An 11,778-nucleotide genomic window follows, 5' to 3' on the forward strand; every position below is an offset into this window, starting at 1 on the left:
CCTCACGCATTCATCTGCACGAGCCAGAGTGAGAGCGAATAGATTTGACGTCGGCAAAACGCGGGACAGCTTGCGAACTCTCGGTATCCTTTGGCCGCCTCCTGCGCCGCGCCTATGCAACGTTGCAAACTTAATTCTCCTAAAATCGTGACCCGATGGAGCGGTAGGGAGCTGCGGTATGTGAACCGCTTCATAGTTCATCCGTCACGATTTGAACTATCACTCCCGCAAGAAATTGCCGCACCCGGAGCTGGCTGACAGGCACGGGTGAGTTGCAATGCCTGCGCAGCGGCGTGCGCGCAGCCTTGGATTGGCTCTCGCCTTCGCGAGCAAGTCAGCCCCATCACTCAGCACAGATCTTTCTGACATTGGAATCAAGGGCATCGAGAACCGCGTCCCGGCAGATTCTATTCGGGGTCGGCCAGTAGGCTGCCAATTACTCAGAAGGAGCCCGCAATGAAGATCACCAGTGCAAGTTCGACCGCATTTTCCCTCACAAGGTACGTCAGCGGTCTTGGGATCGCCCGTTCCAGCCTGATCAAGTCGGCCCATACCCTTGAAAGAATTGGGCTGGCGGCCGTTGGAGCCTCTTGCGGTCTCTATGTGGGTGCGACCCTGTTGCGTCAGAAAGACGGGCTGTTTGAAAGCGGCTGGATCGTGCTGATAACGATGCTCTACGGAGCTCTCAGCTTTTATGTCGGAATTGACTTGTCCGGTAATCTCGCGCGGCGGCCGAAATCGACCATCTCGGAAGAATGGAACGGCTCTGAGCCGGCTGAAATCATGAGCGCGGCCGGAACGTTCGGCGCGGCGATTGCCGCAACTCTTTCCGTAAGCCTTCTTGTCCTTGATCAAAATCTACCCGACGCCCTGATAGGCTTTGTTGCGGTCTGCTGGGCGGTTGGTTCTTCGCTTCAGGTTGCGGCGGGCACGTTGGCTCGCAGCCACGAAGCGCCGACGAACGAGCAATGAAGCAAACGTCTCCTTGGCATTGCATGTGAGCACAAGGTGCAGTGTCGGTCGGCTTCAGATCTGGAGTGTGGCGTGACGAATCATCGCAACCTCTGCTGTCCAACGCTGTGTGTCGGCGATGTTTGGTAGCACGGCCGCTCACATCGGGTCGTGTCCCGACCGAAGTGTCATCGGTAACGAGTAACCTAATTTTCGCAAGGCAAACAAGACGTGCCATCATCGCGGCGTTGGGATATTGTCTCGCTGCGGCCGTGGTCCAAAATTCTGCTAATCGCCAGTCATAAGATGGGTGAGCCATGCAGATTGCGGAGTGGCTCGAGAAGCTGGGGCTTGGGCAATACGCGGAGCGTTTTGCCCAAAACGGGATCGACGTTGGCGTCCTCCCCGAGCTGATGGACGAGGACTTTGACAAGCTCGGAGTCCTGCTCGGTCATCGCCGCAAGATGCAGCGAGCCATTGCCGACCTCGATCCGGCCGCATTGATCGCATCGCCGGCTCCTCCTCACGACGCCGAGCGGCGCCACCTCACCGTCATGTTTTGCGATCTGGTCGGCTCGACCATGCTCTCGGCACGCCTCGATCCCGAGGATATGTGGGAAGTGATCCGGGTCTACCGCGCCGCATGTGCGCGGGTCATTGCGGCTTATGACGGCAGCATAGCCAGGTTCGTCGGCGACGGAATACTCGTCTATTTCGGCTATCCGCGCGCCCACGAAGACGATGCGGAGCGCGCGGTGCGCGCGGGCCTCGACATTATAGCCGCAATTCGCCAGCTCGACACAGGCGCCGGCGAACGGGTGGAGCTGCGGATTGCAGTTGCGACCGGTCTTGTGGTGGTCGGCGACCTCATCAGTGGAGATGCGTCGGAGGAGCATGCGACCGTCGGCGATACGCCAAATCTCGCTGCTCGGCTTCAGAGCCTCGCGGAACCCGGGGCGGTCGTCGTTGCGTCATCGACCCGCCGGCTGCTTGGGGATCTCTTCACGTTTCGCAATCTTGGCCGCCGCGAAGTCAAGGGGATAGGCGAACCCGTCGCAGTGTGGGCGGTGGAAGGCGCGACCGCATCCGAGAGCCGTTTCGAGGCGGTCCGTGCCGCGCGCTCGATCGGCTTTGTCGGCCGCAAGGATGAGATCGAATTCATTCTCTCGCGCCAGCGAGAGGCATGGCAGGGTCACGGCCAGATCGTATTGATCTCCGGCGAGGCGGGTATCGGCAAGTCGCGCATCGTCGCAACGCTGTCCGAAAGTCCCTCGTTGGGGACGCACCGTCGCGTGCGATATCAGTGTTCGCCTTATCATACCAACAGCGCGCTTCATCCCTTTGTCGCACAGCTCGAGCGCGCCGCCGGAATCCGCGCGCACGACACGCCAGAACAAAGGTTCGGCAAGCTCGAGGCCATGCTGGCGCTTGGAACCCAGCAGGTCGCCCGGGCAACACCGCTCATTGCGGCGCTGCTTTCGATTCCAACCGGCGACCATTGCCCACCCCTCGGCTTGAGTCCGGCGCAGCAGAGGCGACAGACATTTGCCGCCCTTCTCGATCAGCTCGAGGGGTTGGCGCGAGGTCAGCCTCTGCTGATTATCTGCGAAGATTTGCATTGGGCCGATGCCACGACCCTTGAGCTGTTCGATCTCGCGGTGGATCGGATCCGGGCACTGCCGATCCTCATGCTCATGACATCCCGGCCGGAGTTCGAGCCGTCCTGGTCGGGCCTTGCCAATGTCGGCCTGCTGCGTCTCGATCGGCTCGATCGACAGGACACGCGCGCGCTGGTGGAACAGGTGGTTGTCGGTCGCCAGCTGCCACGCGAGATGATGAAGCAGATCATCGACAGGACGGATGGTGTCCCGCTGTTCGTCGAAGAGCTGACCAAGATGGTGCTGGAGTCCGGCCTGCTGGTCGAAGATGCCGGGCGCTATCGCCTCAATAGTCCGCTCCCGCCGCTCGCAATTCCCGCAACGCTTCAGGATTCGCTGATGGCGCGGCTCGACCGGCTCGCTCCAGTCAAGGAGGTGGCGCAGATAGGTGCCGCCATCGGCCGCGATTTCTCATACGCGCTCATGAAGTATGTGGCGGGACGCGATGATCTGACGCTGAGTGCCGCGCTGGGACAACTTGAAGAAGCCGAACTGCTGCTTCGCCGCGGGGTTCCGCCCGACGCAAGCTATAGTTTCAAGCACGCCCTCGTTCAGGAGGCCGCCTACGAGAGTTTGCTCAAAAGCAAACGGCACCTGCTTCACACGAGAATTGGCGAGGTCCTCCGTGAGAAGTTTCCGGTCGTCGCCGAGATCGAGCCGGAAGTTCTGGCGCATCACTTCACCGAAGCGGGGCTGAGCGAGGTAGCCCTCGAATGGTGGCGCAAGGCGGGCCAGCAGGCGCTGAAACGCTCTGCCTATTCCGAGGCGGTCGCGCATCTCGGCAAGGCCGTCGCGACCGCCGACGAGCTGCCGGATGACCCCCGCCGGATGATGACCAGGCTGCATCTGCAGATCTCGTACGGCCGCGCACTGAGGGGCAGCCTCGGGCACAGCGCTCCCGAAACGATCGCGGCTTGGACGCGTGCGCGCCAATTCGCAGCCGACATCGATGATCCCGTTGAACTTGCGCCTGTTCATTCGGGGCTCTTCAATGCCTGCCTGACACACGGCGAATTCGCTCCGATGCGGGAGCTCGTGGATGCCATCAGGGGCGCCGCGGATCGACGGCCGGACTCGCCGGTGGCGGCCGTGGTTGCCCAATGGACGAGCGGCGTCACCTGCTGGTTCGGCGGCGACTATTTGAACGCGCGAACGCATCTTGAGCGGGCGCTGGCCATCTATGCCGCCGAACCGGATCCCGCGACATTCAGGGCTTCGGCACTGGATCTGCCGTTCGTAATCATGAGATTTCTTGCCCTGGTGCTCTGGCCGCTCGGTCTCACTGCACGCGCGCGCGAGCTCGCCGCCGAAGCGGTGGGTGCGTCGGGAGAAAAACGGGCGCTTTCCCGGGCCAATGCGCTGGTTCATCGCGCCGTGTTCGACGGCGTATGCGGGGGCATGTTGCAGCAAACCGAGACGATCCTGGCGCTCGGTCTCGCGCGCGACCACACCATGCCGCTGTATGTGGCCGCGGGCACCTACCTGAACGGACTGGCCAGGTGGCGCGCCGGCGACCGAATGGCCGGACTGGCGGACATGCGTCACGGCTGGACCTTGCTGCAAGAGAACGATTGTTACCTCTGCGAACCGTTCTGGGGGCTGCATGTCGCCGTAGCGAATGCGGAGATGGGCCAGGTCGAAACAGGGCTCGACATCCTGAACGAACTGATCGCCCGGACCGGACAGTCCGGCCAGCATTGGCTTGATGCCGAGCTGCATCGTGTCCGCGGAAAGCTTTTATTGCGTCATAATTCTTCAGACGAATCCAGTGCCGAAGCCGACCTCAGGCGAGCGCTGGACATCGCGCGACACCAGCGGACGAAGACCTTCGAGCTGCGCAGCGCGCTTGGACTTGCCCGCCTGCACAGGACAAACGGCCGAGCCGGTGCGGTCTATGAAGTGCTCGCGCCGGTGTTCGCTGAGTTCGAGGCCGAGCGCAACCTTCCTGAATTGATGGAAGCGAAAGAGCTGCTTGCGCAGGAGCGTGAGGCGCGTGCCGTTTCCGCGGCGGGTCGTCTTGGCGGCGCGGAATGACAGTCACGAATTCACGTGCACGAAATCCCGCAGCAGCGGGTAAATCTCGTTGTTCCAGCGCTTGCCCGAGAACACGCCGTAATGGCCGACACCGGCCTGCATGTGATGGACCCTGCGATAGGCGCGCACGCTGGTGCAGAGGTCTTGCGCGGCGAGCGTCTGGCCGATCGAGCAGATGTCGTCCTTTTCGCCCTCGACCGTCATCAGCCCCATGCGGCTGACCGCCTTGGTGTCGACGGGGCGGCCGCGGTGCATCAGCTTGCCTTGCGGCAGCAGGTGCTCCTGGAACACGTCGCGCACGGTCTCGATGTAGAACTCGGCGGGCAAATCCATCACCGCAAAATATTCGTCGTAGAAGGTCTTGATGCTTGCCGCCTTCTCCTTCTCGCCCTTGGCGATGTGGTTGGCGAGATCCATGTGCTGCTTGATGTGGCGCTCGAGGTTCATCGAGACGAAGGCGGTGAGCTGCACGAAGCCGGGATAGACCTTCCGGAATGCGCCGCGGCACTGCACCGGGACGTAGTTGATCAGGTTCTGCTCGAACCATTCGATCGGCTTGCTCTTGGCGAAGTCGTTGACCTTGGTCGGCTGGATCCGCGTGTCGATCGGCCCGGCCATCAGCGTCAGCGTCGCCGGCCGCGACGGATGATTGCCCTCGCACATGATCGCGGCGGCCGCGAGCGCCGATACTGACGGCTGGCAGATCGCCACCATATGCGGGCGCGGACCGAGCTGTCCGAGGAAGTCGATCAGGTGCTCGGTGTAGTCGTCGAGCCCGAAGCGGCCCTCGCTGCGCGGAATGTCGCGCGGATTGTGCCAGTCGGTGATGTAGACGTCGTGGTCCTGCAGCAGCGTCTTCACGGTGCCGCGCAGGAGCGTGGCGAAATGTCCGGACATCGGCGCCACCAGCAGCATGCGCGGCTGCTCGGTCACGCCGTCCTTCTTGAAGTGCAGCAGTGAGCCGAACGGCGTCGCATAGGCGATCTCCTCGGTGACGCCGACCTCGCGATTGCCGATCATCACGCTGTCGATGCCGTAGGCCGGGCGGTGATAGGTGAGGGTGGAGCGGGAGATCAGCTCCAGCGCCGCCGAGAGCCGGCCGACCACCCTGTCGGACATGCCCTGCGGCACCAGATCGAGGAATTTGAGCGCGGACGAGGCGCCCGCCCGCCACGGCGCCGTCAGGTCCATCTGGTTCTGAAAAGCCTGATAATACATCGACATCATACTGAAGCGCCCACCTCTCCGATGTTGCCATGCAATATCGGAGCCAGACGGACACTGGCCGCCCCTCAAATTGGCACGTCGCTTGCTGCTCCTTTGGCCGTAAACGTGAGGGAAGGCCCTATGGCGAAGGCGACACTGACCATCAGCAGCAAGAACTATTCGTCCTGGTCGCTGCGTGGCTGGCTGCTGACGAAGTTCTCCGGGCTCGATTTCGAGGAGATCGTCACCGCACCGGATGACGCCTCGGCGCGTGCCGAAATCCTGCTGCTGTCGTCCTCGATCCTGGTGCCCTGTCTGCGCCACGACGGCGCCACGGTCTGGGATACGCTCGCCATTGCCGAATATCTCAACGAGGCGATGCCGGACGCCGGCCTGTTGCCGGCGGATCGCGTCCAGCGCGCGCATTGCCGCTCGATCTGCGGCGAGATCCATTCGGGCTTCACCACGTTGCGCGCCTCGCTGCCGGTCAATCTGAAGGGCCACTTCCCCGGCTTCAAGATCTGGTCGCGCGCGCAGGCCGACATCGACCGGGTCTGGTCGATCTGGCGCGACTGTCTGGAGAAATCCGGCGGCCCGTTCCTGTTCGGCGAGACGCGCACCATGGCGGATGCGATGTACGCGCCCGTGGTGACGCGCTTCGTCACCTATGACGTCAAGCTCGAGCCACGGTTGAAGGCCTATGCCGATACCATCATGGCGATGCCCGAGATGAGGGAATGGATCGCGGCGGCGCAGGAAGAGCCGGCCGAGATCGAGGAGCTCGAGGTCGAATATTAGGCAGGCGGCCTACGGTCCTGCCTGTTTCCGGGGCGGCAGCGGCCTGCGTCTCGCCGACCTCCATGTCTTTGCCATCGTTAACTTTTGCGGCCGGTATCTGGCGAGGGCGCTTCTCGCACCGCGCAGATATTGTGCGCCCCAGCGACGCCTTGTCGACATCTAGCCGTGAACAGCCGCGTACGACGTCAAACGGCTGATTCGGACGTGATTCGTTCGGGCCGCGTTCCGTTCGTTAAGGCGGAGCGCGGCCCCGTTGCATTTTGAGACAGAACCAAACCGTCAGGCCACGCCGGAGTGCTTCACGCGCGGCACGCGCCAACCGATGACGGTGGCTTCCACCGGGACGCCGGCCGCGTCATTCTGCCAGCGGCCCTCGACATAGCGGCAGGCGAACGGCAGTTGATATGTCCCGCTGTGATCCTCACACAGCACCTCGACCGGCAGGCCAGGTGGTGGCTCTCCGGCGCCATCGAATTCTGCCAAACGTCTATCGCGCGTTGCCATTCCAAAAATCTCCCCTAATCAAAGCCGCGGAAAGAGCGCCTACTTCTTCCGCGTGCGGTTCACCGCTCCCCGTCCAAGGGAACAAGCCAAGCTCATCGCGAGAATGCGGTGCGAGTGTGGTAGCTTCGGGAAGGCGCGCGCAATCGGCGCACATTGCCGTGATTAATTTGAAGAGGAACCTGGATGCTGTGCCGGATCGCTGCCGTGTGTTTCGCCATGTTACCGCTCGTCGCGCATACGCCGGCGCTGGCGCAGGACGTGCCCGGCATCGAGATCTGCACGGTGGAGAAGACGATGGAGCGGCGCACCAGTTGTCTCCAGAGCAATGTCGATTTCCTCCAGAAGACCATCAGCAAGCTCAATCTCGATCACCAACAGAAGATCGAAGCTGCCAACCGCCAGATCGACACGCTGAAGGTGACGCTTGCAGGCTTGCAGAAGACCATCGGCGATCTGCAGGCGGCGCAAGTGAAACAGGCGGAGGATCTGAAGAAGAAGCAGGACGCGCCGCCACCGAAGGATGCTGCGAAATAGCGGCACCGATCACGTCACGCGGTAGCGCTCGATCACGCCGCGATCGGGATCAAGGCCGAGTCCCGGGCCCGTTGGTACCGCGACATGTCCGGTCGTGTCGACATCGGCGCGGCCGCCCCAGAGGCAGGCCTCACGCCTGAGATAGAACATCTCGACAAGCCCGTCGTCGCGCGTCGCCAGCAGATGCAGGGTCGCCAGCAGGCCCGGACCAAAGTAAGGGGAATGCGGGACGATCTTGACGCCGCGCTGATCGGCGAGCCGCGCAACCTTCAGAAATTCCGTGATGCCGCCGACCTTGATCACCGACGGCTGCGCATGGCTCACGGCACCCGCATCCATCATCTGGCGGAATTGATATTCCGTGCAGGCATTCTCGCCGGCCGCGACGCCAAGTCCGCCCTTGCTGCGGACCTCGGCGAGCCCAGCAAAGTCTTCCGGCGGCCAGACCGGCTCCTCCAGGAACATCGGCTGCGCGTCTTTGCACGCTCCGGCGAACGCGATCGCCTGTTCGGCCGTGAGCGGGCAGTTCATGTCGACCATCAGCGGAATGCCGGGCCCGATCGCCTCGCGCGCGGCGAACACCGCCGGCGTCGTGGTCTCATGCAGCTTGATGGCGCCATAGCCGAGCGCGAGTGCCTTCCTGCATTCGCCGGCGATGTTCTCGGGCGAGCCGATCCGCAGCAGGCTCGCGTAAGCGGGAATCTTTGCGCGCTTCGTCTCACCGAGCAGGCGATGCACCGGCACGCCCTCGATCTTCGCGGCAAGGTCCCACAGTGCGATGTCGAGCCCTGAGATCGCGAACATGGTGATGCCGTAGCGGCCGAACAGATGCAGGTTGCGCTGGATCTGCTCCATGGCGGCCGGAATGCCGGCCGCGTCGGGCACCTTCAGCCCGCGCGCCTGCGGCGCGATCATCTCCTCGACGGCGCTCCGCGTGGTGGCCGGGCAGACATAGGCGAACGCATCGCCCCATCCCGTCAGCCCGGCATCGGTCGTGACCTCCACCAGCACCATGTCGAGGGCTGAGATGGCCGATGCGCCCTGGCGGAAGCTCGCGACACCGGCGTCGTAGGGAATGCGGATATGGTGCGCCCGCACATCGGTGATTTCCATGACGCGGTTCCTCCATGCTTTCTTTGAGCGGTTCCAGGCAGTGTAGCTGCGAATATCGGGGCGTTGCCACTGGCTATTCCCGGACTATCCTCATGCGCCGACCGCAATGCCGATCAAGCGCGCTCCGGCGGCGGCGCGCATCATGGCCGTGCTTCGAACGAGAGCTTAGTCACCATGAACCCAGCCCAGCGCGCGCTCTGGTACATCGAAAGCCATCTGGCCGAGCCGATGACGCTCGACGAGATCGCTGCGATCGGTGGCGTGTCGCGGTTCCACATGGTGCGTGCGTTTGCCGCAGCCACCGGTTATCCGGTGATGCGTTACGTGCGCGCACGGAGGCTGACGGAAGCGGCGCGCAGCCTTGCCAGGGGAGCGCCGGACATACTGTCGCTGGCGCTGGAGGCGGACTACGGCTCGCACGAAGCATTCACCCGCGCGTTCCGCGACCAGTTCGGTACCACGCCCGAAGCGGTGAGGGCGGCGACGTGCACCCACCATCTCAAGCTTCAGGAGCCGATCCTCATGGACTCCACCCTGTCAGACAATCTCAAAGCCCCGCGTTTCGAAACCGCAAAGGCCATTCTCGTCGCCGGTCTCGCCGAGCGCATCTCCTGCGACAACGGCGCCATCATCCCGGGGATGTGGGCGCGCTTCCACCAGGAGGTTGCCGACATTCCCGAGCGCATCGGCAACGTCGCTTACGGTGTCTGCTGCAACGGCGATGATTCCGGCAATATCGATTACATCGCCGGCGTCGAGGTCGCTGACTTCTCCGACCTGCCACGCGGCTTCGGCCGCATCCGCATCCCCGAGCAGCGCTACGCGGTGTTCACGCACGCCGATCACGTCGCTTCCATCAGGCGCACCGTCAATGCGATCTGGAATCAATGGCTGCCGGGGTCGGGCCACAAGGCCGCAGATGCGCCGAACTTCGAACGCTACGACGAGAAGTTCGATCCCGTGACCGGCAATGGCGGCTTCGAAATCTGGGTGCCCATCAAAGAATAGCATGATCCGGACCCAAAGGGCCGCGTTAGCGCAAAGTGCAGAGCGGTTTTCCGAAAAGATCATGCTCAAACAATAGCGCAAGGCGCGATGCCCTCATCGCGCTTCGCGGCTGCAACGCAGCATTGCGCCCGCTTGCTTGGCAAGGGGGACCTGGTTTGTCATAACCGCTGGCAAAACTTGCCAGCGGGGCCCGTGCCGGACATCCCGAGCAAGCCATAACAAGCAGCCGGGAGAGTCGCCCAAATGTCCACTGCCACGCCCAATATCCGTGTTCTCGCCACCGACCTCGAATTTCCGGAAGGGCCGGTCGTGATGCCGGACGGCTCGGTGGTGCTGGTGGAAATCCGCGGACAGCGCCTGACCCGCGTTTATCCCGATGGTCGCAAGGAGGTCGTCGCGAAAGTGCCGGGCGGCCCGAACGGCGCGGCGCTGGGCCCCGACGGCAAGATCTACATTTGCAACAATGGCGGCTTCTCCTGGATCCCGACCGGCAAAATGATCATGCCGGGCCCGCAGCCCGAGGATTATCTCGGCGGCTCGATCCAGCGCGTCGACCTGCAATCAGGCCAAATCGAGACCGTCGTGACCAAATGCGGCGAGCACGATCTGCGCGGGCCGAACGATCTCGTGTTCGACAAGCATGGCGGCCTGTGGTTCTCCGATCTCGGCAAACGCCGTCCCCGCGAGATGGATGTCGGCGGCATGTACTACCTCAAGCCCGGCATGAAGGAGATCGTCGAAATCGTGCACGGCGTGCTGCCGGCCAACGGCATCGGCCTGTCGCCGGACGAGAACACCGTCTACATCGCGGAGACGCCGACGGCGCGGCTGTGGGCCTATGAACTCTCCGCGCCCGGCGTGCTCAAGCCGCGCGAGGTGATCTATCGCGGCGAGCGGGGAAAACCGATCTGCGGCCTCGGCGGCTACCAGATGTTCGACTCGCTCGCGGTGGAAGCGAACGGCAATGTCTGCGTCGCCACGCTGGTCTCGGGCTGCATCTCGGTGATCGCGCCCGACGGTACCCTGGTCGAGCAGGTCCCGACCGGCGACCGCGTCACCACCAACATCGCCTTTGGCGGCCCCGAGCTGAAGACGGCCTATATCACGCTGTCCGGCAAGGGCGAACTCGTCGCCATGGACTGGCCGCGCGGCGGTTTGCCGTTGAATTTTTTGAATAAGTGAGCCAAGCCGTCATCGTACGGCGAGGCAAATCCCAGACCCTCACCCTGAGGAGCGCGCTTCCAGCGCGCGTCTCGAAGGGCGAGGCCAACAGCGGGGCCTTCATCCTTCGAGACGCGCGTTCCGCGCTCCTCAGGATGAGGGGCTCGCAGTTTGGATTGCTTCGCTCACAATGACGACACGTAAGGAGAGACTTCAATGCCCTGGCCTGATCCCATCACCCTGCGTGGACAGCACGCCCGTCTCGAGCCGCTGTCGAAAGAGCACCGCGAGGGGCTGGTGGAGGCCGTGAAGGACGGCGAACTCTACACGATCTGGTATACCGCGATCCCGATGCCGGAGAACGTGGCCAAGGAGATCGACCGCCGTCTGGGCCTGCAGGCCGCGGGGTCGATGCTGCCGTTCACCGTGTTCGACGCCGGCGGCAAGATCGTCGGCCAGACCACCTATATGAACATCGATGCCACCAACCGCCGCGTCGAGATCGGCTCGACCTGGTATGGCAAGAGCGCGCAGCGCGGTCCGCTCAATACCCAGTGCAAGCTGCTGCTGCTCACCCACGCCTTTGAGACGCTGAACTGCATCGCGGTCGAATTCCGCACGCATTTCTTCAACCACCAGAGCCGCCGCGCCATCGAGCGCCTGGGCGCCAAGCAGGACGGCATTTTGCGCAGCCACCAGGTCGCGCCGAACGGCACGCTGCGCGACACCGTCGTGTACAGCATCACCGCCGCGGAATGGCCGACGGTGAAGGCGCATCTCAACTATCAACTCAACGACAAGCCGCGCTAGG

At 63.2% G+C, this 11,778-nt stretch carries 10 protein-coding genes; 7 read left to right on the forward strand and 3 right to left on the reverse strand.

Features of this window, described 5'->3' with window-relative positions; all coding sequences use genetic code 11:
- Positions 1-456: 456 nt before the first annotated feature.
- A complete protein-coding gene (locus QA645_RS11090; protein WP_283050172.1) occupies positions 457-972 on the forward strand; it encodes a hypothetical protein in 516 nt (171 codons plus the stop codon).
- 296 nt (positions 973-1,268) lie between these two features.
- Entirely contained in the window at positions 1,269-4,643 is a 3,375-nt protein-coding gene (locus QA645_RS11095; RefSeq protein ID WP_283050173.1) for an adenylate/guanylate cyclase domain-containing protein, read from the forward strand.
- A gap of 3 nt (positions 4,644-4,646) precedes the next feature.
- Here QA645_RS11095 and phaZ read toward each other — a convergent pair whose 3' ends face one another.
- Positions 4,647-5,870 carry a polyhydroxyalkanoate depolymerase gene (phaZ, locus tag QA645_RS11100; RefSeq protein ID WP_254133495.1) on the reverse strand — a complete coding sequence of 408 codons (1,224 nt, stop codon included), beginning with the start codon at positions 5,868-5,870 and terminating at the stop codon, positions 4,647-4,649.
- 120 nt (positions 5,871-5,990) lie between these two features.
- Here phaZ and QA645_RS11105 point away from each other — a divergent pair, with 120 nt between their 5' ends.
- Positions 5,991-6,647 (forward strand): glutathione S-transferase family protein, encoded by a 657-nt coding sequence (locus tag QA645_RS11105; protein WP_283050176.1) that lies wholly within the window; start codon positions 5,991-5,993, stop codon positions 6,645-6,647.
- A gap of 279 nt (positions 6,648-6,926) precedes the next feature.
- Here QA645_RS11105 and QA645_RS11110 read toward each other — a convergent pair whose 3' ends face one another.
- Positions 6,927-7,151, reverse strand: a complete 225-nt coding sequence (locus tag QA645_RS11110; protein WP_254133493.1) for a hypothetical protein — start codon at positions 7,149-7,151, stop codon at positions 6,927-6,929.
- Positions 7,152-7,334: 183 nt separating this feature from the next.
- Here QA645_RS11110 and QA645_RS11115 point away from each other — a divergent pair, with 183 nt between their 5' ends.
- Complete coding sequence (locus QA645_RS11115) at positions 7,335-7,685, forward strand: hypothetical protein (protein ID WP_283050178.1); 351 nt, start codon at positions 7,335-7,337, stop codon at positions 7,683-7,685.
- A 9-nt stretch (positions 7,686-7,694) separates the two neighbouring features.
- Here QA645_RS11115 and QA645_RS11120 read toward each other — a convergent pair whose 3' ends face one another.
- Entirely contained in the window at positions 7,695-8,798 is a 1,104-nt protein-coding gene (locus QA645_RS11120) for a mandelate racemase/muconate lactonizing enzyme family protein (protein ID WP_283050179.1), read from the reverse strand.
- A gap of 174 nt (positions 8,799-8,972) precedes the next feature.
- Between QA645_RS11120 and QA645_RS11125 the strand changes: the two genes are divergently transcribed.
- From QA645_RS11125 to QA645_RS11135, 3 genes are all read left to right on the forward strand, one after another.
- Entirely contained in the window at positions 8,973-9,806 is an 834-nt protein-coding gene (locus tag QA645_RS11125; RefSeq protein ID WP_283050181.1) for an AraC family transcriptional regulator, read from the forward strand.
- A gap of 243 nt (positions 9,807-10,049) precedes the next feature.
- Complete coding sequence (locus tag QA645_RS11130) at positions 10,050-10,988, forward strand: SMP-30/gluconolactonase/LRE family protein (protein ID WP_283050182.1); 939 nt, start codon at positions 10,050-10,052, stop codon at positions 10,986-10,988.
- Positions 10,989-11,183: 195 nt separating this feature from the next.
- Positions 11,184-11,777 carry a GNAT family protein gene (locus tag QA645_RS11135; protein ID WP_283050184.1) on the forward strand — a complete coding sequence of 198 codons (594 nt, stop codon included), beginning with the start codon at positions 11,184-11,186 and terminating at the stop codon, positions 11,775-11,777.
- Position 11,778 lies beyond the last annotated feature (1 nt).

Source organism: Bradyrhizobium sp. CIAT3101, assembly GCF_029714945.1.
Classification (GTDB): Bacteria; Pseudomonadota; Alphaproteobacteria; order Rhizobiales; family Xanthobacteraceae; genus Bradyrhizobium.

What these genes read in the sequence shown, in the direction of transcription:
- QA645_RS11130 (WP_283050182.1), top strand. Translation starts at nt 10,050, where the DNA reads ATGTCCACTGCCACGCCCAATATCCGTGTTCTCGCCACCGACCTCGAA.
- QA645_RS11090 (WP_283050172.1), top strand. Translation starts at nt 457, where the DNA reads ATGAAGATCACCAGTGCAAGTTCGACCGCATTTTCCCTCACAAGGTAC.
- QA645_RS11135 (WP_283050184.1), top strand. Translation starts at nt 11,184, where the DNA reads ATGCCCTGGCCTGATCCCATCACCCTGCGTGGACAGCACGCCCGTCTC.
- QA645_RS11095 (WP_283050173.1), top strand. Translation starts at nt 1,269, where the DNA reads ATGCAGATTGCGGAGTGGCTCGAGAAGCTGGGGCTTGGGCAATACGCG.
- QA645_RS11120 (WP_283050179.1), bottom strand. Translation starts at nt 8,798, where the DNA reads ATGGAAATCACCGATGTGCGGGCGCACCATATCCGCATTCCCTACGAC.
- QA645_RS11125 (WP_283050181.1), top strand. Translation starts at nt 8,973, where the DNA reads ATGAACCCAGCCCAGCGCGCGCTCTGGTACATCGAAAGCCATCTGGCC.
- QA645_RS11110 (WP_254133493.1), bottom strand. Translation starts at nt 7,151, where the DNA reads ATGGCAACGCGCGATAGACGTTTGGCAGAATTCGATGGCGCCGGAGAG.
- QA645_RS11105 (WP_283050176.1), top strand. Translation starts at nt 5,991, where the DNA reads ATGGCGAAGGCGACACTGACCATCAGCAGCAAGAACTATTCGTCCTGG.
- QA645_RS11115 (WP_283050178.1), top strand. Translation starts at nt 7,335, where the DNA reads ATGCTGTGCCGGATCGCTGCCGTGTGTTTCGCCATGTTACCGCTCGTC.
- phaZ (WP_254133495.1), bottom strand. Translation starts at nt 5,870, where the DNA reads ATGATGTCGATGTATTATCAGGCTTTTCAGAACCAGATGGACCTGACG.